At 68.5% G+C, this 23,252-nt stretch carries 18 protein-coding genes; 14 read left to right on the top strand and 4 right to left on the bottom strand.

Annotated elements, in window-relative coordinates; all coding sequences use genetic code 11:
* Window positions 1–102 precede the first annotated feature (102 nt).
* Genes H507_RS0112770 through H507_RS0112755 form a run of 4 tightly spaced genes read left to right on the top strand, consistent with a single transcriptional unit; the run spans window position 103 to window position 4,009 of the window.
* Window positions 103–1,272 (top strand): PP2C family protein-serine/threonine phosphatase, encoded by a 1,170-nt coding sequence (locus H507_RS0112770; protein WP_022911088.1) that lies wholly within the window; start codon window positions 103–105, stop codon window positions 1,270–1,272.
* Window positions 1,269–3,224 (top strand): glycosyltransferase family 2 protein, encoded by a 1,956-nt coding sequence (locus H507_RS0112765; protein ID WP_022911087.1) that lies wholly within the window; start codon window positions 1,269–1,271, stop codon window positions 3,222–3,224. Before H507_RS0112770 ends, H507_RS0112765 begins: the two co-directional genes overlap by 4 nt.
* Before the next feature lie 52 nt (window positions 3,225–3,276).
* Window positions 3,277–3,618: an STAS domain-containing protein gene (locus H507_RS0112760; protein WP_022911086.1), complete on the top strand. Its 342-nt coding sequence runs from the start codon at window positions 3,277–3,279 to the stop codon at window positions 3,616–3,618.
* Window positions 3,611–4,009: an ATP-binding protein gene (locus H507_RS0112755; RefSeq protein WP_022911085.1), complete on the top strand. Its 399-nt coding sequence runs from the start codon at window positions 3,611–3,613 to the stop codon at window positions 4,007–4,009. The genes H507_RS0112760 and H507_RS0112755 overlap by 8 nt, the downstream gene beginning before the upstream one ends.
* A 31-nt stretch (window positions 4,010–4,040) precedes the next feature.
* Here the strand turns inward: H507_RS0112755 and xylB are convergent, their stop codons facing one another.
* Window positions 4,041–5,528 (bottom strand): xylulokinase, encoded by a 1,488-nt coding sequence (gene xylB, locus H507_RS16800; RefSeq protein ID WP_022911084.1) that lies wholly within the window; start codon window positions 5,526–5,528, stop codon window positions 4,041–4,043.
* A gap of 6 nt (window positions 5,529–5,534) precedes the next feature.
* A complete protein-coding gene (xylA, locus tag H507_RS0112745; protein ID WP_022911083.1) occupies window positions 5,535–6,713 on the bottom strand; it encodes a xylose isomerase in 1,179 nt (392 codons plus the stop codon).
* A 92-nt stretch (window positions 6,714–6,805) separates the two neighbouring features.
* Here xylA and H507_RS0112740 point away from each other — a divergent pair, with 92 nt between their 5' ends.
* The 7 genes from H507_RS0112740 (at window position 6,806) to H507_RS16785 (ending at window position 15,470) form a co-directional block, all read left to right on the top strand.
* Window positions 6,806–8,026 (top strand): ROK family transcriptional regulator, encoded by a 1,221-nt coding sequence (locus H507_RS0112740; protein WP_211217348.1) that lies wholly within the window; start codon window positions 6,806–6,808, stop codon window positions 8,024–8,026.
* A 283-nt stretch (window positions 8,027–8,309) separates the two neighbouring features.
* Window positions 8,310–10,643 carry a glycoside hydrolase family 3 N-terminal domain-containing protein gene (locus H507_RS16795; protein WP_022911081.1) on the top strand — a complete coding sequence of 778 codons (2,334 nt, stop codon included), beginning with the start codon at window positions 8,310–8,312 and terminating at the stop codon, window positions 10,641–10,643.
* On the top strand, window positions 10,643–11,740 hold the full coding sequence (locus H507_RS16790; RefSeq protein WP_022911080.1) for a Gfo/Idh/MocA family oxidoreductase: 1,098 nt from the start codon (window positions 10,643–10,645) through the stop codon (window positions 11,738–11,740). Before H507_RS16795 ends, H507_RS16790 begins: the two co-directional genes overlap by 1 nt.
* Window positions 11,741–11,846: 106 nt before the next feature.
* Window positions 11,847–13,085 carry a type III sulfide quinone reductase, selenoprotein subtype gene (gene sqr / locus H507_RS0112725; protein WP_026378188.1) on the top strand — a complete coding sequence of 413 codons (1,239 nt, stop codon included), beginning with the start codon at window positions 11,847–11,849 and terminating at the stop codon, window positions 13,083–13,085.
* 1 nt (window position 13,086) lies between these two features.
* On the top strand, window positions 13,087–13,401 hold the full coding sequence (locus H507_RS0112720; protein WP_026378187.1) for a TusE/DsrC/DsvC family sulfur relay protein: 315 nt from the start codon (window positions 13,087–13,089) through the stop codon (window positions 13,399–13,401).
* Window positions 13,402–13,424: 23 nt separating this feature from the next.
* Window positions 13,425–14,087 carry a DsrE/DsrF/DrsH-like family protein gene (locus H507_RS0112715; protein ID WP_022911079.1) on the top strand — a complete coding sequence of 221 codons (663 nt, stop codon included), beginning with the start codon at window positions 13,425–13,427 and terminating at the stop codon, window positions 14,085–14,087.
* Between the two features lie 171 nt (window positions 14,088–14,258).
* Window positions 14,259–15,470, top strand: a complete 1,212-nt coding sequence (locus tag H507_RS16785) for a glycoside hydrolase family 5 protein (RefSeq protein WP_022911078.1) — start codon at window positions 14,259–14,261, stop codon at window positions 15,468–15,470.
* Here H507_RS16785 and H507_RS16780 read toward each other — a convergent pair.
* Window positions 15,459–18,281 (bottom strand): glycoside hydrolase family 3 N-terminal domain-containing protein, encoded by a 2,823-nt coding sequence (locus tag H507_RS16780; RefSeq protein WP_022911077.1) that lies wholly within the window; start codon window positions 18,279–18,281, stop codon window positions 15,459–15,461. The genes H507_RS16785 and H507_RS16780 overlap by 12 nt on opposite strands.
* A 189-nt stretch (window positions 18,282–18,470) precedes the next feature.
* Between H507_RS16780 and H507_RS0112700 the strand changes: the two genes are divergently transcribed.
* The 3 genes from H507_RS0112700 to H507_RS0112690 are packed head-to-tail and all read left to right on the top strand — an operon-like array spanning window position 18,471 to window position 22,122.
* Window positions 18,471–20,105 carry an extracellular solute-binding protein gene (locus H507_RS0112700; protein ID WP_022911076.1) on the top strand — a complete coding sequence of 545 codons (1,635 nt, stop codon included), beginning with the start codon at window positions 18,471–18,473 and terminating at the stop codon, window positions 20,103–20,105.
* Entirely contained in the window at window positions 20,102–21,121 is a 1,020-nt protein-coding gene (locus H507_RS0112695; RefSeq protein ID WP_245558929.1) for an ABC transporter permease, read from the top strand. The genes H507_RS0112700 and H507_RS0112695 overlap by 4 nt, the downstream gene beginning before the upstream one ends.
* Window positions 21,118–22,122 (top strand): carbohydrate ABC transporter permease, encoded by a 1,005-nt coding sequence (locus H507_RS0112690; protein WP_022911074.1) that lies wholly within the window; start codon window positions 21,118–21,120, stop codon window positions 22,120–22,122. The genes H507_RS0112695 and H507_RS0112690 overlap by 4 nt, the downstream gene beginning before the upstream one ends.
* Before the next feature lie 23 nt (window positions 22,123–22,145).
* On the opposite strand, the gene H507_RS0112685 is transcribed toward H507_RS0112690, so the two are convergent.
* Complete coding sequence (locus tag H507_RS0112685; protein WP_022911073.1) at window positions 22,146–23,138, bottom strand: LacI family DNA-binding transcriptional regulator; 993 nt, start codon at window positions 23,136–23,138, stop codon at window positions 22,146–22,148.
* Window positions 23,139–23,252: the final 114 nt, after the last annotated feature.

Here is a 23,252-nt window from a genome sequence, read left to right as displayed (position 1 = left end):
GGCCGGGGGGCGGCGCGCGCTTCTGTTCACCCACCGGACGGACTGCAACAACACGGGTTCCGCGATTCAATTCTGATGCGCACCTGAGGCATAGTTCTCGCCATGGACACCCCCGAGTCCGAACGCTTGCGCGCGCTTCGCGCGATGAATGTGTTGGACACCCCCCGCGAGGAACGATTCGATCGCGTCGTGCGCCTCGCCCGCACCCTTTTCCACGTGCCGATGGCTGCCATCACGCTCGTCGACGAAGACCGCCAGTGGCACAAGGCCAACGCCGGATTCGCCCGCGAATTCACCGAGGGCCCACGCGAGCAGTCGTTCTGCCACCACACCATCCAGCGATCGTCCGTGATGAAGGTCAAGGACGCCACGAACGACGCCCGGTTCGCCGACAACCCGGCGGTCACCGGAGACACCCAAGTGCGTTTCTACGCCGGCCAACCCCTGCACGCTCCCGACGGCGCACGCATCGGCGCGTTGTGCATCGTCGACACCAAGCCCCGTGACCTCACCCCGGACGAGGAGGAGGTGCTGGTCGAGATGGCCCGCTGGGTCGAGGGTGAGCTCTCGTTCCAGCGCGACATCGCCAAGGCAGCCGAGATCCAGCAACTCCTGATGCCGAACCAGGCGCCGACCTGCGAGGGCTACGACCTGGCAGCACTGTGCCTGCCGGCCCAACAGGTGGGTGGTGACTTCTTCGACTGGTACGCACTCGACCACGGTCTGCAGATCCACGTCGCCGATGTCATGGGCAAGGGAGTGGGGGCCGCCCTGATCGCGGCCTCGGTGCGGTCGATGTTCCGCGGAGCCTCGCAGTTCAACGACCAGGAGGCCACCATCAACAAGGCGGGCCGGGCACTCGAGCCAGACCTGTCGAGCGTGGACGCGTTCGTGACGGTCTTCAGCGCCCGCCTCGAACCGGAGTCGGGACGACTCAGCTACGTCGACGCCGGGCACGGACTGGGGGGCATCGCCGGCCCCGGGGGCAGCTACCGCACGTTGAAGACCTCGGGGCTGCCCTTGGGGGTGCTTCGCGACGCCCACTGGCGCGCACACGAGACCACGCTGGCGCCCGGCGAGACCCTGGTCATCGTCAGCGACGGTTTCCTCGACCACTTCGCCACGGTCGATGCGGCCATGGAACGTGCGGCGGAGGCCGTCCACGCGGGCGGCAGCGCCCAGGTCATCGTCGATCGATTCCGTTCCTTCGCCAGCACCCACGCCATGACCGATGACGCCACGGTGGTCGTCCTCCGACGGGAGCCCACATGACCCGCCTTCTGCTGACCAGGATCATGGTCGTCCTCACGCTCACCTTCGGCACCGTCTACGTGGGCTGGAGGTGGCTGTTCTCGGTCAACTGGCACAACTGGTGGATCGCGGTACCGCTGGTGCTGGCCGAGACCTATGCGCTGATCGACGCCTACCTGTTCGGCCTCACGGTCTGGCGGCTCCGGCTGCGCGGGGAACCCGACCCGGCCCCGGCCGGGGCGACGGTCGACGTGCTGATCACGACCTACAACGAGCCCGTCGAGATGGTGATGGCGACCGCTCGGGCCGCCCAGAAGATCAGCCACCCGCACCAGACCTGGGTGCTGGACGACGGTGCCCGCCCCGAGATGCAGCGAGCCGCGGAGGTGGCCGGGGTCGGCTACATCACCCGCAGTGACGACTGGATCGACCGCCCGCGCCACGCGAAGGCCGGAAACCTCAACAATGCGCTGTTCGTGACCGAGGGCGAGTTCCTGCTCATCCTCGACGCCGACCAGGTGCCCGACCCCCAGATCCTCGATCGCACGCTCGGCTACTTCGACGACCCCAAGGTCGCGCTCGTACAGACCCCGCAGTGGTTCTCCAACGTCACCGACTGCGACCCACTCGGCAGCCAGGCGCCGTTGTTCTACGGCCCCATCCAGCAGGGCAAGGACGGCTGGAACGCCGCCTTCTTCTGCGGCTCGAATGCCGTCATCCGTCGTGAGGCCCTGATGCAGCTCGGCATCGTCGGCTACGTCAAGGAGGTCGAGACGGGGGTGCGGCAGGCCATGCGTGCCGCCCAGCGCATCCTCCGGCGCACGGCGCGCACTGCCGGCCGCTACGGCGCGCCCACGGTACGCGCCGTCGAGTCGGTGAGCGCGGCCCTCAACGTCGCCCACAAGCGGCTCTCCGACGGGGATGACCTCTCGTCGCTCACCTGGGACTTCCACCGGGCCGTCGACGTCGCCTCGCGTTCGGTGGTGCAGGAGGACCTGGCCGCCATCGAGGCCGACCTGAAGGCGCTGACCGATCTGCCGGTCGAGATGGACGGCGAGCTGGGTGGGGTGATCGTCGACGAGGTGGCCCTGGACGAGTTGTCGAGGCGCGAGTTCTCCCCACTGGGCGCACTGGAATCGGTCAAGGCCCTCGTCGGGGCGGTCGACGTCGATCGTGGTCACGAGGCCCAACCCCTGCTGCCACTGGCGACCATCTCGGTGACCGAGGACATGGCCACCTGCATGCGGCTCCACGCTGCCGGCTGGTCGTCGGTGTACCACCACGAGACGCTGGCCCGGGGGCTCGCACCGGAGGACCTGGGGACCATGCTGACCCAGCGCCTGCGGTGGGCACAGGGCACCATCCAGGTGATGGTGCGCGAGAACCCCCTGGTGCAGCGCGGACTGTCGCTGGGTCAGCGGCTGATGTACTTCGCGACCATGTGGAGCTACCTGTCGGGATTCGCGGCGGTCGTCTTCATGCTCGCGCCGGTGCTCTACCTGGTCGCCGGGGTGCTGCCGGTGCAGGCGTTCGGAATGGAGTTCCTGCAGCGCTTCCTGCCCTACATCATCGCCAACCAGTTGCTCTTCGCCGTGGTGGGTTACGGGGTGAAGACCTGGCGCGGGCAGCAGTACAGCTTTGCGCTCTTCCCCGTCTGGATCCGCGCCTGCTGGACCGCGACAGCCAACGTGCTGTGGGGTCGTCCGCTGGGCTTCGCCGTGACGCCGAAGACCCGCCAGGGTGGAGACTCGTTCCCGTGGCGGCTGGTGCTGCCTCAGCTGATCGCGACCGTGGTGCTGGTCGTCGCCTGCGTCATCGGCGTCGTGAGGCTGTGGACCGGTTCGGCCTCGAGCATCGTCGGCACCGGTGTCAACGTCGCGTGGGTCGCCTACGACCTGCTCGTCATGAGTGTCATCTTCAAGGCGGCGCTGTACCGCCCGGCACCGTCATCACCCGCAACGTCGTCATCGTAAGCGCAATCATCCGGACCCCAACCATCCACCCCCGACTCACAGGAGGACTGACATGGACATCCACAAGGACCATCGCGACGGAGTTGCCGTCATCGGCTGCGACGGACGACTGAACATGGTCTCGGCGCCATCGTTGCGGGCCGCATTGAAGTCCACCATCGCCGAGGGCGGTACCAGGGTCGTCATCGACCTCGCTGACACCTCGTTCATCGACTCGTCCGGTCTGGGTGCGCTCGTCGGTGGACTCAAGGACGCCCGACAGGCCGGGGGCGACCTGCGGATCGCCGGACCCTCCCAGCAGGTGCTCACGGTGCTGCAGCTCACGAACCTCAACCGGGTGCTGCGCCCGTACGCCACGGTCAAGGAGGCCACGGATGGCTGGTCACATGCCTGACGACTACGAGATGGCCGGACTGGCGGTCCCGGAGTCCATCAACGAGTTGCACGACCTGCTCGAGCGCGTGGCCGCGGACCACCCGCACCTCGACCCGGGCGACCTGATGATGTTCGAGACCGCCGTCATCGAGGTCGCCGGCAACGTCGTCGAGCACGGTCGTCCGAAGGGCAAGGTGGTCTACCGCTTCACGCTGGGCGTCCGCCCCGACCGCATCGTCGCCCACATGCGGGAGGCGAGCGACGCCATCCCGCAGTTCTCCCAGGACTCGGCCGACCAGCTGGACGAGAGTGGTCGTGGGCTGGCGCTCTCCCGGGCGGTGCTGGACGAGATGAGCTACCGTCGTGCCGACGGCGAGAACATCTGGACGCTGGTGCGCAACCTGGCGTGAGCGGCGCCGCCCTGTCGGTCGGGCGATTCCCTCAGTCTCTGACGAGACCCGCCTGCTGATCGGCGAATCGGGCGTAGCGTGCGCGAATCGTGGCGCCCCGCTCCCTCGCCTCGTCGTCGGGGCTCAGCGTGGTGGTCCCCGGGATCGTCCAGCGGGGCGGTTGGTCCTGTGCGGAGAGCACCCAGGCGGCCTGTCTGGCCGCCCCCAGCGCCACGTACTCGGCCGTGGGTGGCAGGTCCACCGGCACCCCGAGCACCTCGGGTGCCAGCTGCCGGACGGCCTGCGACTTCGCGCCGCCGCCGATCAGGCTCACCCGGTCCACGTCGACACCCTGGGCGCGGACGGCCTCGATGCCCGCACCCATCAGGCACAGCACCCCTTCGACGGCGGCGCGCGCGTAGTTCTCGCGCGTCGTCGAGGCGAGGGTCATGCCGTGCAGGCTCGCCGTGGCCGTGGGCAGGTTGGGGGTGCGCTCACCGTCGAACCACGGCACCAGCACCAACCCACCCGCTCCGGGGGACGCCGCCAGGGCTAGGTCTGACAGCTCGTCATGGGTCACCCCCAGCAGCCCGCACACGTGGTCGAGCACCCGGGAACCGTTCAGGGTGCAGGCGAGCGGGAGGAACCCGCCCGAGGCGTCGGCGAAGCCGGTCACGAGCCCGCTGGCATCGTGGGTGGGACGGGCCGACACGGCGGCCACCACACCCGAGGTGCCCAGTGAGACGCTGGTCGCTCCCGGCTCGAGGCCGAGTCCCAGCGCGGCTCCGGCATTGTCACCGCAGCCCGGGCCCACGACCGCTCCCGGGGCCACCAGGCGAGCGCGTCCCGCGGATGCGTGCGGGCCCAGCACCCTCGGCAGGGCCAGTCGCCGCGCGGCATCCTCGTCGCGCAGGGCCAACGCCACCAGGTCTCGTCGGTACTCATTGGTCACCGGGTCGAACCAGCCCATGCCCGAGGCATCCGAGCGATCCGTGACCAACGCGTCGAACGGGCCCTCGTGCTGCACGGTGGCACCCAGGAGCTTCCAGGTGAGCCAGTCATGGGGCAGGCAGACCGCGGCCGTGCGGGCAGCGTTGTCGGGTTCCGCGTCAGCCAGCCAGCGCAGTTTCGAGATCGTCAGGCTGGCCACTGGGACCGAGCCCACCGCGGAGGCCCAGGCAGCCCCGCCGCCCAGATCGTCCACCAGGTCACGAGCAGCGTCGGCGGAGCGGGTGTCGTTCCACAAGAGGGCCTCGCGGACGACCTCGCCGTGCCCGTCGAGGGCCACCAGACCGTGCTGCTGCCCCCCGACCGAGATGGCCGCCACGTCGTCCAGCCCCCCGGCCCGTGCCGCGGCCAGCTCGAGTGCCGCCCACCAGGCGTCGGGGTGCACCGCCGTGCCGTCGGGATGGTCGGCACGACCCTCCCGGACGACCTCACCGGTGGCGGCATCGCAGACCAGCACCTTGCACGACTGGGTCGAGGAGTCGACCCCTGCCACGAGCGTGCGGACAGCGGGGTGACGGGACGTGACGGCCATCGACGTTCAGCCGATCAGGTGGCGCAGGGCCAACTGGTGCAACTGCACGTAGTGGTACTCGCGTTCGCCCTTGGCGGCAGCGTCGAACGGCTCAACGGCGGCCAGGAAGGTGGCCACGTCCTCGTCACTGCCCAACGTGGGCTCGGCCAACTCGAAGATGCTGGCCTCACGCATGAGCGCCTGCACCTCGGGGTCGGCTCGGAAGGCCTGGGCCTTCTTCTTGAGCATCAGGAAGGTCTCCATGTTGGCCTTCGCCGAGTCCCAGATGCCCTCCATGCCCTCGGTGCGGCTCGGCTTGTAGTCGAAGTGGATCGGGCCCTCGTAGCGCGGCGCGTCGGGAGAGGCGGCGAAGCCGTTCACGAGCAGGTCGACGGTGAAGAAGGCGCTCAGCAGGTCGCCGTGCCCGAACACCAGGTCCTGGTCGTACTTCAGGCCCTTCTGGCCGTTCAGGTCGATGTGGAAGAGCTTGCCGCACTGCAGCGCCTGGGCCAGACCGTGGGTGTAGTTGAGGTTGGCCATCTGCTCGTGACCCACCTCGGGGTTGAGCCCGACGATGTCGCCGTGCTCGAGCACCGAGATCATCGCCAGCGCGTGCCCGATGGTGGGCAGGAAGATGTCGCCGCGGGGCTCGTTCGGCTTGGGTTCCAGCCCGATGCGCAGGTCGTAGCCCTGGCTCTTGATGTAGCCGGCCACCGTGTCGAGACCCTCGCGGTAGCGCTCGTGGGCGGCGAACAGGTCCTTGGACGAGTCGTACTCGGCGCCCTCACGGCCACCCCACATGACGAAGGTCGAGGCGCCCAGTTCGGCGGCGAGGTCGACATTGCGCAGCACCTTGCGCAGCCCGAAGCGGCGCACGGAGCGGTCGTTCGAGGTGAAGCCACCGTCCTTGAACACCGGGTGGCTGAAGGTGTTGGTGGTGACCATCTCGATCACCAGGCCGGCGGCGTCCGCCGCCGACTTCAGCTTGGCGACGCGGTCGCTGCGCTCCTCGTCGGTGGCGTCGAAGTCCCAGACGTCGTTGTCGTGGAAGGTGATGCCCCAGGCCCCGAGCTCGGCCAGCTTGTCGGCGTACTCCCAGGGGTCGAGGGCGCGTCGGGTGCTGGTGCCGAAGGGGTCGGTCCCCGTCCAGCCGACGGTCCAGAGGCCGAAGCTGAACTTGTCTTCGCGGGTGGGGGTGAGCGTCATGGGGTCTCCTCGTCGAGAATTTGTTATGTGGAAAAACTTATGAACCGCGAGGTCCGCTGTCAAGGCGGATGGGCTCGGGTATCGTCACGCTCGTGATCCAGCCCGCCAGCCCCGGCCAAGGGGCTCACCAGTCGAGGCTGCGTGAACTGAACCTGGCCACCGTGGTCCGCGCGCTGTTCGCCGAATCGCCCCTGTCCCGGGCCGAGGTGGCGGTCAGGACCGGTCTCACCCGTTCGACGGTGTCGAGGTTGGTGGACGACCTCATCGCCGGTGGGCTGGTGGCCGAACTGGCCCCGACCGGTACCGGCGGCCGTGGTCGTCCGGGGGTACCCATCGTGCCCGCGCGGGGCACCTGGGTGGGCGTGGGGCTGGAGGTGAACATCGGCCACAGTGCCGTGCGGCTGATCGACCTGGCCGGGGACGTCGTCGCCGAACACGTCGTGCAGGCCGACCACACCGGATCGGACCCGCACCGCACGCTGTCCGAGGTGAGCGAACTCGCCCGCGACCTGCTCGCCGGCACCTCGACCACGGCCGCGGTGGCGGGAGTGGGACTGGCGCTCCCCGGTCTGGTCGACACCGAACGGGGTGAGTTGTTGCGCGCGCCGAACCTCGGGTGGGGGGTGGTTCCTGCCGCCCAGATCGTGTCGGCGAGTTTCGGCGGCGACCGCCCGGTCCGCGTCGGCAACGAGGCCGACTTCGCCGCCCTCACCGTGGCCAGGCTGGCGCCAGGGCGTCCCTCCCAACGCTCGGACTTCCTCTACGTCTCGGGTGAGGTCGGCATCGGTTCGGCCCTGGTACGGGGGAGTGAATGGGTGGCGGGCAGGCACGGCTGGGCCGGCGAGGTCGGCCACATCTGTGTCGACCCCGACGGGCTCACCTGTGGCTGCGGGGCGCGAGGCTGCCTCGAGACCGTCGCGGGTCAGCGGGCGCTCCATGCGGCAGCCGGGGTCGAGAGCCGGGAGGAGCTGCTGGCTCGTCTCGCGGCAGGGGACCGAACCGCGATCGCTGCCGTCGAAGCGGCCGGACACGCCCTGGGGCTGGCGCTCTCGGGTGCCCTGAACCTGCTCGACATCTCGGTGGTGGTGCTGGGCGGTCACCTCGGGGAACTGTCGGCGCAGTTGATGCCCACGCTGTCCCAGGAACTGGAGCTGAGGGTGCTGGCCTCCCCCTTCGACCCGCCGCAGGTCGAACCGCTGGTCATCGACCGTTCGCCCGCGGCGACGGGGGCGGCCCTGGCTGCCCTCGAGGGCGTGCTCCGCGACCCCGCGAGCTGGATCTCGGTGCCGTCGGTCGGCGCCGGGGGCGCCTGATGGCAACCCCCCCAGTCGCCCCCGGGAGTCCTGGATGCCCCCACTACGTGCCAGTTGCCTCCGTTGTGTGCAATTGCCCCACGCCTCCCCGGGGGCAAGTGCACCGGACGGGGGCATGATGGACGGGAGGGGGGCAGGTGGTCCGGCGCGCGGTGCCTCAATCAGTCCCTTCGGTGTCGTGGCTGCCACCCCATGATTGCCTCCCCGATCTTCTTCAGCCTGTTCGAACGACGCATCGTCGGCGGGCTCACCGGCGCCGTCAAGGGCTGAGAAAGGACCTCCCATGTCACTGCCCCCTGAGACCCCACGAGCCCAAGAGACGTCGCGAGCCCGACAAACCTCGCGGGCCGACGAGCTGCTCGCCCTGATGACGGTCGACGAGAAGGTCGCCCAGTTGGGCTCGGTCTGGCTGCAGACCGGTGACGGCGGCGAGGTGGCGCCGATGTCGGGCGAGTTCGCCCGGTCGGCCACCGGCTTCGATGACGCCATCGTCAACGGACTCGGCCAACTCACCCGCACTTGGGGCACGGTGCCCCTCTCGGTCGACGAGGGAATCGCCGCCATGAGGGAGCGGCAGCGGGCGGTGGTGGCAGCCTCGCGGTTCGCCATCCCGGCGGTTGCCCACGAGGAGTGCCTCACCGGCTTCACCGCCTTCGGGGCCACGGTGTATCCCACCGCCCTCGCGTGGGGAGCGACGTTCGACCCAGACCTGGTCGAGCGGATGTCCGCGGCGATCGGTTCCGACATGGCTGCCGTGGGCGTGCACCAAGCCCTGTCACCCGTCCTCGACGTCGTGCACGACTACCGCTGGGGCAGGGTGGAGGAGACGATCGGTGAGGACCCCTACCTGGTGGGGACGATCGGGTCGGCCTACGTGCGCGGCCTCGAGCAGGCAGGCATCGTGGCCACCCTCAAGCACTTCGCGGGCTACTCGGCCTCGGTGGCGGCCATGAACCACGGACCCGTCCGGCTCGGGCGCAGGCATCTGCGCGATGTCGTCCTCGTCCCCTTCGAGATGGCGCTCACCATCGGTGGGGCGCGCTCGGTGATGAACTCCTACACCGATGTCGACGGTGTTCCCTGCGCGGCCGACAGGTGGTTGCTCACCGACCTGCTGCGCGGGGAATGGGGGTTCACTGGCACGGTGGTGTCGGACTACTTCGCCGTCAACTTCCTGCACCAGGCCCACCACGTCGCCGAGACCCCCCTTGACGCGGCCATGATGGCCCTCAGGGCCGGGCTCGACGTCGAACTCCCGCAGACCCACGCCTTCAGCGGGCTGGCGGAGGCCGTCACCTCCGGGAGGTTCCCGGTCGAGGTGCTCGACACGGCGGTGCGTCGAGTGCTGGAGCAGAAGGAGGAACTGGGACTGCTGGAGCCCGACTGGCAGCCACGGCTGGACGACGTGGCCAGCATCGACCTCGACAGCCCCAAGAACCGAGCCATCGCCCGCGAGCTCGCGGAGGAGTCGGTGGTGCTCCTCACCAACCAGGGCCGACTGCCACTGCCTCCGCGCAGTCCGATCGCGGTGATCGGCCCGTCGGCGCACGACCCGCTCACCATGATGGGCTGCTATTCCTTCCCCAACCACGTGCTGAAGCACCATCCCGACCTGCCCATGGGCATCGAGGTTCCCTCCATTCTCGATGCCCTGGCCGGGGAGTTCGAGGTGGTGGGGCACGAGAGGGGGTGCCTGATCGAGTCGGACGACACCTCGGGGTTCGATGCGGCGGCCGAGCTGGCGGGTCGGAGCGAGGTGACGGTGGTGACCGTCGGTGACATCGCAGGGCTGTTCGGGCACGGCACCTCCGGCGAGGGCATCGACGTGACCGATCTCAGGCTGCCGGGAGTCCAGCACGACCTGGTCGAAAGGGTGCTCGAGACCGGCACCCAGGTGGTGCTGGTCGTCGTCAGTGGGAGGCCCTACGCGTTGGGTGGGTTGGCCGAGCGCTGCGCGGCGGTCGTCCAGGCCTTCTTCCCGGGGGAGGAGGGCGCGGCTGCGGTGGCCGGGGTGCTCAGTGGACGACTGAACCCGTCGGGACGCCTGCCGGTCGGCGTGCCCGCCGTCGCCGGGGGCCAACCCTGGACCTACCTGCTGCCGCCACTGGGCCACTCCGGCAACGGGGCGACCGGGCTGGTGCCAGAGCCGATGTTCCCGTTCGGCCACGGCCTGTCGTACACCACCTTCGAGCTCGATCAGTTGGACCTGTCGGGTGAGGTGATTGCCTCGGACGGAACCCTCACGGTCACGGCCAGGGTCACCAACCCCGGCCCGGTGGCGGGCACGCACGTCGTGCAGCTCTACCTGCGCGACGAGGTGGCCCAGGTCACCAGCCCCGTGCGAAGGCTCCTCGGCTACGCGCGCGTGCCTCTGGCCGCGGGGGAGAGCAGGCGGGTGAGCTTCCACGTCCACGCCGATCGCACGGCGTTCACCGGGGTGTCTATGGAGCGCATCGTCGAGCCCGGATGGTTCACGCTGTGGGTCGGGTCCAGCTCGACCGACCTGCCACTGCAGGCTCGTTTCCGGGTCGAGGGACCCGTCCGTGTGGTCGGGCATGATCGGGTGCTGACGACCCCGACGCAGATCGGGCCCTCCGAGGAAGGCCAGGGATCCTGATGGGCGTGACCCGGTTCGGGATCGTCGGATCGGGGTGGCGCACCCGCTTCCTGTTGAGGGTGGCCGCCGCATCCGCTGGCCGACTGGTGCCGGTGGGGGTGGTGGTACGCAACCCGGCGAAGCGCGAGCAGCTCACCGGCTGGGGAGTGCCCATCGTGGCAGGTGTCGGTGACCTCGCCGATCTCGGCTGCGAGTTCGTCGTGGCGGCCGTCGACTGGGCCAGCATGCCGTCCATGATCGAGCAGCTCCTCGGGCTCGGGCACCACGTGCTGGCCGAGACACCGCCCGCCCCCGACCTCGATGGCCTGCGCGGCCTGTGGGCCTCAGTGGGCAACGAGCCATGGGTACAGGTTGCCGAGCAGTACCTGCTGATGCCGGGGCACGCCGCACGGCTGGCGATTGCCCGAAGCGGCGCCATCGGGCAGGTCACCGGGGTTGAGGTCTCGTCCACGCACATGTACCACGCCGTCTCGATGATCCGGGGCCTGCTCGGCTCGGGGGACGCCTGCCCCAGTGTGACGGCCCTGCGTCACTGGGCACCGTTGGCCGACCCGTTGGGCCCCGAGGGTGCGCGCCCCCTTCAGCCAGAGCCACGCAGCACCACGCTTGCCATGCTCGACTTCGGCGCGGGCGTCGGCCTCTACGACTTCGTCGAGAACCAATGGTGGAACCGCCTGCGCGGGCGGCCGATCGTGGTGCGTGGCAGTCTCGGCGAGATCAGTGACGACGTGGTCACACGCCTCGTCGACGGCGAGGTGGTCACATCGAGACTGGAGTACCAGCGGATGGGTGCCGATCTTGACCTTGAGCAGCTCGACCTGCGTCACGTCTCGTTCGACGGCTCGGTGCTCTGGCGCAATCGGTGGCAGGGAGGTCATTTGTCGGACGATGACCTCGCCGTGGCCGACCTGCTGGCTGCGGCTGGGGCCCACGCTCGCGGCGAGGGTCCCGCGCCCTATCCGCTGGCCCAGGCCTGCCACGACCACGCCATCGCGCTGGCGATCGAGCAGTCGGCTGACCGTGGCGAGACGGTCAGCGTGGACGACGACCTGCCCTGGCTGGGAGCCCTCGGGCCGGGTCGTGACATGAGGGACTGAGCAGCGAACTGAGCCGTGGCAGTGGCCCGATCGACATGAGGATTCTCACAGCCGAATGCCGAATCCGACGCTAGTGGTCGCATACCCTCAGGGGTATCGTCAAGACATGAAGCGGGTTCTGATCCTGGGTGCCGGGACGGCTGGCACCATGCTGGCGAACCACCTGCGGCGCGAGCTGTCAGGCGACGAGTGGTCCATCACGGTCGTGGACCGCGACAATGACCACCACTACCAACCCGGCTACCTGTTCATCCCGTTCGGGATGTACCAGCCGGACCGGGTGCGCAAGCCACGCACGCGCTACCTGCCGCCGGGTGTGGACTTCATCGAGAGTGCTGTGCTCAGGGTGCGGGCCGACGATTCGGAGGTCGACCTCGAGAACGGACGGGTGCTCGGCTACGACTGGTTGCTGGTGGCCTCCGGTACCCGACCACGTCCCGACCTCACCCCGGGAATGGCCGACGGACAGCTGTGGCACACCAAGGTGTTCGACTTCTACACGCTCGAGGGAGCCACCCGGCTGCACGAGGCACTCGAGGCGTTCACGGGCGGCAGGCTGCTCGTCCACCTGACAGACATGCCGATCAAGTGCCCGGTCGCACCGCTCGAGTTCGTCTTCCTCGCCGAGGACTGGTTCCGCAAGCGGGGCATCAGGCACAAGGTCGACATCACCTACGTCACCCCGCTCGACGGTGCGTTCACCAAGCCTGTCGCCTCCCACGAGCTCGGCAGCCTGCTGACCGATCGGTCCATCAGGTTGGCCTCCGACTTCGCCCTGGAGCGGATCGACAACGAGCGGCAGGTGATCGTCTCGTACGACGGGCGGGAGTTGCCCTTCGACCTGTTGGTGACGATCCCGTTGAACACCGGGCAGCAGTTCGTCATCGACTCCGGACTGGGCGACGAGAACGGCTTCATCCCGGTCGACAAGGCGACGCTGCGCTCGATCGCGCACGAGAACATCTTCGTGCTGGGCGATGCCAGCAACATCCCGACCTCGAAGGCGGGGTCGGTGGCCCACTTCTCCGTCGAGACCTTCGTCCCCAACTTCCTGGAGGTCGTCAACGGCAAGCCGATGACCCACTCGTTCGACGGGCACGCGAACTGCTTCATCGAATCCGGCCGCGGTCAGGCCCTGCTGCTCGACTTCAACTACGACACCCAACCCCTCACCGGCAGCTATCCGCTGCCCGCCGTGGGGCCGATGAAGCTGTTGGGCCGCTCCCGGCTCAACCACCTGGGCAAGCTCGCCTTCGAGCAGATGTACTGGCGGCTGCTCCTGCCCGGGCACAAACTGCCCGTCCCGACGCTGATGTCGATGGCCGGCAAGCACGAGGAGGAATGACGTGCCCACCAACACCCTGAACGGCCGCAGCTTCCAGGTCAACGACGAGGGGTTCCTGACCCGTCGCGACGAATGGGACGAGGACCTCGCCCTCGACCTGGCCGCCCTCATCGGCGTCGAACTGGACGAGGCCCACTGGGCCCCGCTGCGGTTCATGCGGGAGGACTCGGCAACCAGCGGCATCACCCCCACGCTCCGGCGGATGCAGACCGTGGGCGGCTTCGACATCAAGGAGCTGTACCGCCTCTACCCCGGCAAGCCCGCCAAGAAGATGGCCTGGCTGGCCGGGCTGCCCAAGCCCGTCGGCTGCGTCTAGAACCGTGAACCAGGAGAACTGTCATGAACGCCACGACTGAGGCACCTGCCCCGACCGGGTCCCGCACCGCCGTGAGGGTGCCCGACGGCTTCATCATGCCCGACTTCGGCCCTCGCCCCGGTGGTGCTGCTGCCGCCCCCGCTACGGGTGAAGGGGTCGTCGGCAGCGTGCCCACGTACGCCGGTCCGCGCAAGATCGCCTTCATCTGCTCGAAGGGCAACCTCGACATGGCCTACCCCGCGCTGATCATGGGCAACGCCGCCCTCAGCGAGGGCTGCGAGGTGCACATCTTCTTCACCTTCTGGGGCCTGGACATCCTCAACACCAAGCTCAACCACAAGCTGCGCTACACCATGACCGGGAACACGGCAATGCACATGCCCGAGCTCGGGCGGCTGCGGCCGGGCGCCGAGCACCTCTCGCTGCCTCAGCAGCTCGGATCGCTGCCCGGCATGACGACCTACGCCACCCGCACCATGAAGAAGATGATGGAGGCCGAGGACATCCCCGAGATACCGGAGTTCCTCGACATGATCGCGGCTGCGGGTGCCCACCTGTATGCCTGCAAGCTCACCTTCGACATGTACAAGATGCTCGAGGCCGACCTCCACCCGGCCTGCGAAGGAGTGATCTCGGCAGCCGACTTCATCGTCATCTCCGAGGGCGCGCAAGTGATCTTCGTGTAGGGGTGCCGCTCGTGCAGGGTGATCGTCGCTCGGCCTCCTTGTCCTCCAGGGTCAGCGGCGAGTTGCTGCAGCCAGTGCATCTGAACGGCCGATCGCGTCCCGAACGGGACGCGATCGGCCGTTCAGGTCCACCACCTGCACACTCCGCGGCGGAGCCGCGAGGATGGGGTCATGACTCCCCATCAGTTCGTGCGTCGTGACCACCAGCAGTTGCTCGGCCCCGACGGTCGGCCCCGCCATTTCCGCGGTGTCGGGATCGGCAACTGGTTGCTGGTCGAGGGTTACATGTGGGGCTTCTTCGAGGGGGCGACCAGACCGCGGCTGATGGAGGCCGAGCTGGCCTCGCTGGCCGGTGAGGGGTGGGCGGGCGAGTTCTGGCCCCGCTTCCGTGACGCCTTCTTCACCGAGGCCGACGTCGCCGCGATCGCCGATGCAGGGTTCGACCACCTGCGGGTGCCCTTCAACTGGCGGTTGTTCATGGACGAATCGCGCCAACTGGACGATCCCGAAGTCTGGCTCGACGAAGGATTCACGCGGCTGCAGCAGGTCGTTGCCTGGTGCGGCCACCACGGACTGCTGGTGCTGTTCGACCTGCACGGCGCCCCCGGCGGTCAGACGGGGTCGAACATCGACGACTCCGAGCACGATCGCCCGGAGGTGTTCGAGGAGCCTCACCGCAGCCGTTGCATCGCGTTGTGGACCGAGATCGCCCGCCGCTTCGCCGACGAGCCCGTCGTGATGGGTTATGACCTGCTCAACGAACCGTGCCGCGACGAGTTCCAGCACCAGCACGCCGGCGACCTCGTCTCCCTCTACCGCGACCTGACGGCGGCCATTCGCAGCGTCGACCGGAACCACCTGCTGATGTACGAGGGTTCGCACTGGGCGACGAACTTCTCGATCTTCGACGAGGTCTGGGACGACAACTCCTGCCTCCAGTTCCACCGCTACTGGGAGGAGCCCGACCTGGCCGGGCTCGACAAGTTCCGCCAGCCGGCAGCCAGGCTCGACCTACCGCTGTACATGGGCGAGGGAGGCGAGAACACCCCCGAGTGGCTGCGGCAGGCCTTCGGCGGCTATGACGAGCTGGGCATCTCCTGGAACTTCTGGCCGTGGAAGAAACTCGCCACCCAGACCTCACCCGCCGATGCTCCGGCCCCGCCGGGGTGGGACGAGATCGTGTCCACCTTCTCCGCGGTGACCAGCCAGACCAGCTCCAGCCAGACCAGCCCCAGCGCCCCGGTGCCAGACCGGCAGACGACCCGGATGCTGTTCGACCAGGCTCTGGAGGCCTTCCGCCTCGAGAACTGTCGGTGGCGTCCCGAGATCATCGAGGCCCTGCTGCCGGGCTCGGCGGTCATCCCGGCAGCCTCAGCCGAGTGACTCCAGCTTCCACAGCATCGCCGAACCCTCCACCGTGACCTCGAGGGGTCCCGATCCCGGGGGCAGTGGCAGGTCGATCGTGTGCCACCCGGGCTCGGTCGGTAGCTGCACCTCGCGTCTGCCGTCGAAGCTGACGAACAGCCGGGCTCGACCTCGGCCTCGTCCGACGTGGAGTCGTACCGGGCCGTTGACGGTGACCTCACGCCAGGACATGCCGCCCACCCCGGGGCCGACCGCGCGGACGGCCGTGCCGCGCTCTGCCGGTGCCGCCACGAACTCGACGCCCTGGTGGTCATCCGCCGTCCAGCCCAACAACGGCCACGTCACCGGTGGCGGGTCGTCGGCTTCGATGGCCAGCTCCGCCGACACCACGGGGGTGAGGCAGTCGCGGCCCACGTAGAGGCGCCACCGGGACCGTTCCACGCGCCACGACCCGCTGCGCACCGACCACGTCGCCAGCCGCTGGCTCGACACCGGCAGGCTGACGCGCACCGATTCGCCGGGGTGGAGCCGAACCCATCGGTGCGCGACCAGCACCCGCAGGGGTGCCGACAGCAGGTGTTCCAACGCCGAGGCGTAGACCTGCACGAGTTCGTCGACGACCCGCTCACCCACATTCGTGACCGTCACCGTGGCGGTGGTCAGCTCGATGTCCGGCGGCAGACCCAGCGCCGGTTCCCCCGGCTGGGTCACCCGGACGCGCTGGTTCTTCAGGTCGAGGTCCGAGAACTCGGTGCGGGAGTAGCCCAGTCCGTGCCCGAACGCGAACTCGGGCGTCGCCCGGCTCCACTGGTAGGTCAGCCCGGAGCCGATCACGTCGTAGTCGAACAGCCCACCGGCGTCGACCTCGTCGGCCCACCAGGTCTGGGCCAGGCGGGCCCTCGGTCCCACGGCGCCCGTCAGCACGTCGACCACACCATGGCCGAGTTCCTGACCGGCGTGGGAGGTCCACACGACGGCGTCGGCCTGTTCGGCGATCGAGCCCAGCGCGTAGGGGTAGCTCGAGACCAGGACCAGCACCCGGGGGCCGGACGAGCTGGCGGTGGCCGACCAGAGCGCCACCTGCGAACCCGGCAGTGACAAGCCCGGACGATCCTGCGTCTCGCGCCCCTGCAGATGCGGGTCATTGCCCAGCACCACCCAGACCTCGTCGTGTCCGGAGGCCAGCTGCGCGGCTCTGTCGACCCCCGACGAGACCACCTGGCGGTGCCAGCGGTCGGCCTGGGCCAGTGTGGGGGCGGTGGCACTGACCAGGCCACCGAAGTGCTCGTGGCGCAGCCATCGTCCCGAACCGACGTGCTGCAGTGACCAGCTGCCGTCGTCGTGGCGGTGTTCGCGGAACTCCTCGCGGGCCACCCATCCCCCTGGGCGGGTCGAGTCGATCATCACCATGCCGTTGTCCTGGCCGCTCCACAACAGCCCGGTGGCGTGGTCGGCGATCGTGACCGAGTCCTCACCCCAGCCGATCACCCGGTGCACGGCTGGGTCGCCCAGTGGTTCGGCCAGCACGAGGGCCCCATCCTCGTCGCGCGTCAGGGCTTGGCCGGGGAAACGGGGGTCGAGTGAGGTGAACGCGACGTGGTCGGAGCCGTCGTCGCTGGTGACCAGCCAACCCGCCTCCCGGGCGGCGTCGGCGATGGTGACCGAGTAGGGCGGGGTGCCGGAGTACCAGTCGTGCTTGACCACCTCGGACTGGGGACCGACCACCGCCAGGCGGCGTGGGCCCCCGTCGGCCGCGGGGGTCGAGGGATTCGTGGGCAGCGCCCCCCGATTCTCGAGCACCACCACCTGACCGGCGGCCGCGCGGCGGGCGAGCGAGCGGTGTGCGGGGGTGTCGACCTGCTCGGCGCCGATGCCGGTCCACGGGTCGTCGTCGGGGGAGAACTCACCCGTCCGCGCCCTGAGCAGCAGCAGCCGACGGGCGGCCGTCCGCACCAGGTCGACACCCAGCAGCCCGGCGTCGAGGGCGGTACGCAGGGCGTCGACCATGGGTGCCGGGTTGCGGTCGCCATCGGTGAAGGAGTCGAGGCCGGCCCTGACAGCTGCGGCGTGCGAGGCTGGCCGCGAGTCGAAGGCGCGCTCGGCGCCACTGAGGTTGGTGGGTGCCCAGGCATCAGAGACCGTGACCACCTCGGGGTCGAACCGGCGCACCTCGTCCATCAGCTCGGCATGCACGTGGCAAGGCCGCCCGTTGACCAGGTTGTAGGCAGGCATCACGGCCCCCACGGCCCGGGCCGCCAACGGCAGCTGGAAGGCGGGCAGGTCGTACTCGTGCAGCACGCGCGGTGACAGGGACGACGAGCTGGTGCACCGATCGGTCTCGTTGTTGTAGGCGAGCAGGTGCTTCAACGTCGGCACGACCCGCCAGTGGGTCGGATGCTGGCCGCGCATGCCTGAGGCGTAGGCCGCCGCCATCGCACCGGTCAGGTGGGGGTCCTCGGACCAGCCCTCCTCGTTGCGGCCCCACAAGGGGTTGCGCAGGGGGTTGACCACCGGAGCCCACGCGTTGAGCGAGTTCTGCTCGGGGTCGCGGACGTGCATGGCCCTCAGTTCGACGCCCACGGCCGCGCCGATGTCGGTGACCAGCTCCGGGTCGAAGCTGGCGGCCAGACCCACGGGCTGGGGGAACACCGTGGCGATCCCTCGCCAGGCAACTCCGTGGGCCGCCTCCTGTCCGGTGTGGAAGCCGGCCAGTCCCAGACGGGGGATCGCGGGCTGGTCCTGGTGCAGCAGGGTCACGAGTTCGTCGTCGGTCAGTTCTGCCAGCAGGCGGTCGACGATGGCCTCGAAGGTGGGGCTGGGGTCAGTCACAGGACCCATCCTCGCCTGCCCGGGCACGTCCACGCCATGTTTTGGGTGTCGAAGAAACAAAAGTGTCGAAGCGCTTCACTTTTGGACCGACTGTCGTCTACTGTCAGCCTGTCGAATCGCTTCGACAGTGGGCGGCCGCGATGCCGGTGGCCCCTCAGCTGGCTCTCTCACAAGGAAGTGACACTGCTCATGTCGATTGATCTGTCCCGCCGAAGGTTTCTGGGTGCGCTCGGTCTGGGCGCCGCCGCCGTGGTCGGCCCCACCGTGCTCGCTGGCTGCCGTACCCAAGGGGCGGGTGCACCTGCCGGTGACCCCTCGCAGGCGGCCAACGCCCTCGTCCCCGACTACGCCGTCAAGCAGTACGCGAAGCCCGACTACCCGCCGCCGGCCAACGGCTTCGAGAAGATCCCCGACTCGTTCGTGAAGGCCTACGACAAGCCCCCGGGTTCGGGCAGCACCATCGCCGTGATGACCCCGCTGTGGGGCGCCATCCCACGCACGAGCGGCAACAAGTACTTCGACGGGCTCAACGCCCGCATCGGGTCGACGCTGAAGTTCTCGATCTCCGACGGCAACACCTACGGCGACAAGATGGCCACGGTGATGGCATCGAAGAAGGACCTGCCCGACTGGCTGTGCCTCACCACCTGGAACCTGCCGGCGCGGTTCTCGGACACCGCGGCCGACCTGTTCGAGGACCTGTCCCCCTACATCGCCGGTGACAAGGTCAAGGACTATCCGAACCTCGCCTCGGTGCCCACCGACTCGTGGCGGTACTGCGTCTACAACGGCACCCTGGTCGGCATCCCGATGCCCGACGCCGGCATCCCGAACCCGCTGTTCTACCGGGCCGACCTGTTCAAGAAGTACGGGGTCACCCAGCTGCCCACCACTCCTGATGAGGTGATCGAGGTCGCCAAGCAGCTCACCGACGCCAAGGCGGGCCGCTACGGCTGTGACGACCTGTGGAACCAGGCCGTGAACTTCTTCCACGTGCCGCCGAAGTGGCAGAAGGACGACTCCGGCAACCTCGTGCACCGGGTCGAGACCCAGGAGTACAGGCAGGCGCTGGAGTGGACCGCGAAGCTGTTCAAGGCCGGGGTCGTGCACCCCGATGCCGTGGCGGGCAACGGTGGCGACGCCAAGCAGCGCTTCGAGTCGGGCAAGACGCTGATGCTCTCCGACGGCATCGGTGGCTGGGCCGAGGCGCTGCAGCGGCAACTGCCCTCGAACCCTGACTACAGCCAGTTGCCCATGCCGGTGATCGGCAACGGCTCGGGTGACCCCGTGGTCTGGAAGGGCCCCGCCATGGGCATCTTCTCGGCCATCAAGAAGGGCTTGGGTGAGGCCAAGGTCAAGGAGATCCTGAAGGTCGCCGACTTCCTGGCTGCTCCGTTCGGCACCGAGGAGTACAACCTCGTCAACTACGGCGTCGAGGGCACCCACTACACCCTGGACGAGAACCGGATGCCCAAGCTCACCGACCTGGGTGCCGCCGAGGTCCAGCCCACCTACATCTTCCTGGCCTCACCCGCACCGTCGGTCGCCAAGGTGCAGTACCCCGGCTATGTCAAGGCCTACTCCGAGTGGGTCAACACCACGGCCACCTTCTTCAAGGAGCCGTTGTTCTACGGCATGAACATCACCGAGCCCACCCGCCTGGCCTCGATCGGGGCACCCTTCGCCGATCTCGAGAAGGACATCGTGCGTGGCCGCAAGACCATGGCCGACCTCGACAAGGCGATCGCGACCTGGAAGAAGGCCGGGGGCGAGGAATTGCGCACCATGTACAAGAAGGTGCTGGACGAGGCGACGCCCAAGTGAGCGCTGTCACTGCAGACCGTGAGCGTGAGGCCGGTTCGCCGGCCTCGCGCCGCCGGCGCCCCGTTGGCGGGACGACGGTGACCCGGCCACCCGTGCCGGTGCGCAAGCTCAGCGTGTGGACGAGGCTCAGGAAGGACCGTCCGCTGATCCTGATGACACTGCCGGGGGTGATCCTGCTGGTCGTGTTCGCCTACGTGCCGATGCTGGGCAACATCATCGCGTGGCAGGAGTACAACCCGGTGCGGGGCTTCGTCGACAGCCCGTTCGTCGCCTGGGACAACTTCGTCCGCGTCTTCCAGAACCCCAGCTTCGCCCTGGCGGTGAAGAACACGCTGGTGATCACGGCCTTCCAGTTGGTCTTCTACTTCCCCGTGCCGGTCGGGTTGGCACTGCTGCTGAACAGCGTGCTGTCGGTGAAGGTGAGAACCTTCATCCAGTCGGTGGTCTACCTGCCCCACTTCTTCAGTTGGGTGATCGTGGTGACCGTCTTCCAGCAGATGTTCGGCGGGGCCGGACTGGTGAACCGGGTGCTGATCGACCATGGCATGCAGCCGTTCGACCTGATGACCAACCCCAACACCTTCCTGGTGCTGATCACCTCACAGGCGATCTGGAAGGACGCCGGGTGGGGGATCATCATCTTCTTGGCCGCCCTGTCGACCGTTGACCCGGCGCTCTACGAGGCGGTCGCGATCGACGGCGGCAACGGGTGGCGGCGCATGTGGCACGTCACGCTGCCGGCCCTGCGCTCGGTGGTGGTGCTGCTGCTGATCCTGAGGCTGGGCGATGCCCTCAACGTCGGCTTCGAACAGCTGATCCTGCAGCGGGCCGCCGTGGGAACCGACGTCTCCGAGGTGATCGACACCTATGTGTACTACCAAGGCGTGATCGCCGGTGACTGGGGCTTCGCCACGGCTGCCGGCCTGATGAAAGGCGTGGTGAGTCTGTTGCTCGTCCTCGGTGCGAACAAGATCGCCCACATGGTCGGTGAGGCGGGGGTGTACCAGAAAGCATGAGTACCCAAGCAGCCGTTCCCGGCCTCGACGCCGCCCAGGCGCCGATCACCCTGCAGCCCAACCCCCTCCAGGCAGGTGCCGGGACCCCCCGGCGCATGAGGCGCAACCCCAACCGGCCCGTCTACCAGGAGCCCCCGACCTTCCTAGGCACCACCCTCAGGGTGCTGGTGCTGGTGTTGATCACGCTGGCGGTGCTCTTCCCGTTGTGGTCGATCCTGGTCACCTCGTTCTCGACCAACGACTCCGTCACCCGGTCGGGAGGCATGGTCACCCTGCCCCGAGGTCTGACCCTGTCGGCCTACAAGCAGATCCTGGCTGGGGGCATCGTCACCCGTGCCGCCCTGGTGTCGGTCTTCGTCACGGTCGTGGGCGTGGCCATCTCGACGACGGTCTCGGTGCTGGCCGCCTGGGGGCTGTCGAAGCCGACCTCCTTCGGTCATCGTCCCTTGCTGTTCGTCTTCCTGATCACCATGTTCTTCGGGGCGGGCATGATCCCCAGCTACCTGCTGGTGAGCGAGTTGGGACTGCTGGACAGCCTCTGGTCGCTGATCCTGCCGGGCTGTGTGTCGGCGTTCAACGTCTTGATCCTGCGCAACTTCTTCATGGCGATCGAGCCCGCGATCATCGAGGCTGCCCGGATCGACGGTGCGGGCGAGTGGCGCATCCTCACCAGGATCGTGCTGCCGCTGTCGGCCGCCGTGATCGCGGTGGTCGCCCTGTTCTACGGGGTCGGCTACTGGAACGCCTTCTTCAACGCGATGCTCTACATCAACGACAACACCAAGTGGCCGCTGCAACTGGTGCTGCGCTCCTACGTGTTGCAGGGGGTCTCGTTGCCGGGTGCCGACCCGGGCCAGATCGACGTGCGCGAGGGCCAGGTCACCGGTCTTCCCATCAAGATGGCCGTCGTGGTGCTGGCGATCATCCCGATCCTGGTGGTCTACCCCTTCGTGCAGAAGCACTTCACCAAGGGCGTCATCTTCGGCGCCGTGAAGGGCTGATCGTCGTGGGACGTGGTGACTCGTCAGGGCTGGGAACTGTCGGACTCGAGCCGGGGTGCGATCAGTCTCACCTCGGCCGGGTGCTCCGACGACCCGAGCGCTGCCATCGCCATGTCGACGGCGGTCGACCCGATCAGTCGTCCGGGGATGTCGATGGTGGCCACCGCCACACCGTGGCGAGCGACCATCTCGCGGGGGCCCACGACCACCACGGGGGTGTCGTCACCAATCTTCCGGCCAGCCCGGGCGAGAGCGGTGAGCACCCCGTCGGTCGCTGCCTCGTTGTGCACCACCACCCCGTCGAGGTCGGGGTGTTCTGCCAACAGTGCTGCCATCTGGTCGCTGCCGGCCGCGAACGAGGCCTCGCTGCTGCGGGTGATCATCCCAAGGCCCAACTCGGAGGCCTCGTCGGTCACACCCCGCACCATCCGGTCGGCATAGCTGGTGTGCCGCTCGAGAACGGCGGACGGCGATCCCACCAGAGCCAGGCGCCGGGCACCCGTGGCAGCCAGATGGCGGACGGCCAGCCGGCCGGCCTGCTCGAAGTCGAAGTCGATGCACGACAAACCGTGGGGGTCATCCGGCACCCCGATCAGGATGCAGGGTTGGGCCATCCGGCTCATCGCGGGAAGACGCCAGTCCGACGACTCCACGTCCATCACGATCAGGGCATCGACCAGCCCCGCCGCCACGCGCTCGACACCGTCGGGATCGTCATTGGTGAGCATCAGCACGTCATGGCCGTGGGAACGCGACCGGGTGACCACCCCGGCCACGAACTGCATGATGACGCTGACGTCGACATCCGGACGAAGGGGTGCGATCAGCCCGATCACATGGGTGCGCTGGGAGGCCAGCGCCCGGGCCCCCGCATGGGGGCGGTAGTTGAGCGCGTTGATCGCCTCGTGCACGCGCTGCCGGGTCGGTTCCGAGATGGTACGACGACCCGAGAGCACGTACGACACCGTGCTCGCCGACACTCCGGCCCGCTTGGCCACGTCCTCGATCCGAGCCATGTGGCAGCCCCCCTCGACCTCCCCGTGCAGTGATCCTCGCGAATCCACCCCACCAACCATCCCGCAGAACGGGTATGCGCCCAGCCTAGTGTTGAAGCGCTTCGACAGACCAGA

The sequence above is a fragment of the Aestuariimicrobium kwangyangense DSM 21549 genome, from assembly GCF_000421525.1.
In the GTDB taxonomy this organism is placed as follows: Bacteria; Actinomycetota; Actinomycetes; order Propionibacteriales; family Propionibacteriaceae; genus Aestuariimicrobium; species Aestuariimicrobium kwangyangense.
Note: the sequence above shows the minus strand (reverse complement) of the source record. Positions and strands in the feature narration are given on the sequence as shown.

Bases quoted from the DNA above. Each gene is read 5' to 3' on its own strand.
- sqr (WP_026378188.1), top strand. From the start codon at position 11,847: ATGAAGCGGGTTCTGATCCTGGGTGCCGGGACGGCTGGCACCATGCTG.
- H507_RS0112700 (WP_022911076.1), top strand. From the start codon at position 18,471: ATGTCGATTGATCTGTCCCGCCGAAGGTTTCTGGGTGCGCTCGGTCTG.
- xylB (WP_022911084.1), bottom strand. From the start codon at position 5,528: ATGGCCGTCACGTCCCGTCACCCCGCTGTCCGCACGCTCGTGGCAGGG.
- H507_RS0112755 (WP_022911085.1), top strand. From the start codon at position 3,611: ATGCCTGACGACTACGAGATGGCCGGACTGGCGGTCCCGGAGTCCATC.
- H507_RS16795 (WP_022911081.1), top strand. From the start codon at position 8,310: ATGTCACTGCCCCCTGAGACCCCACGAGCCCAAGAGACGTCGCGAGCC.
- H507_RS0112765 (WP_022911087.1), top strand. From the start codon at position 1,269: ATGACCCGCCTTCTGCTGACCAGGATCATGGTCGTCCTCACGCTCACC.
- xylA (WP_022911083.1), bottom strand. From the start codon at position 6,713: ATGACGCTCACCCCCACCCGCGAAGACAAGTTCAGCTTCGGCCTCTGG.
- H507_RS16785 (WP_022911078.1), top strand. From the start codon at position 14,259: ATGACTCCCCATCAGTTCGTGCGTCGTGACCACCAGCAGTTGCTCGGC.
- H507_RS16790 (WP_022911080.1), top strand. From the start codon at position 10,643: ATGGGCGTGACCCGGTTCGGGATCGTCGGATCGGGGTGGCGCACCCGC.
- H507_RS0112715 (WP_022911079.1), top strand. From the start codon at position 13,425: ATGAACGCCACGACTGAGGCACCTGCCCCGACCGGGTCCCGCACCGCC.
- H507_RS0112685 (WP_022911073.1), bottom strand. From the start codon at position 23,138: ATGGCTCGGATCGAGGACGTGGCCAAGCGGGCCGGAGTGTCGGCGAGC.
- H507_RS0112770 (WP_022911088.1), top strand. From the start codon at position 103: ATGGACACCCCCGAGTCCGAACGCTTGCGCGCGCTTCGCGCGATGAAT.
- H507_RS0112690 (WP_022911074.1), top strand. From the start codon at position 21,118: ATGAGTACCCAAGCAGCCGTTCCCGGCCTCGACGCCGCCCAGGCGCCG.
- H507_RS0112760 (WP_022911086.1), top strand. From the start codon at position 3,277: ATGGACATCCACAAGGACCATCGCGACGGAGTTGCCGTCATCGGCTGC.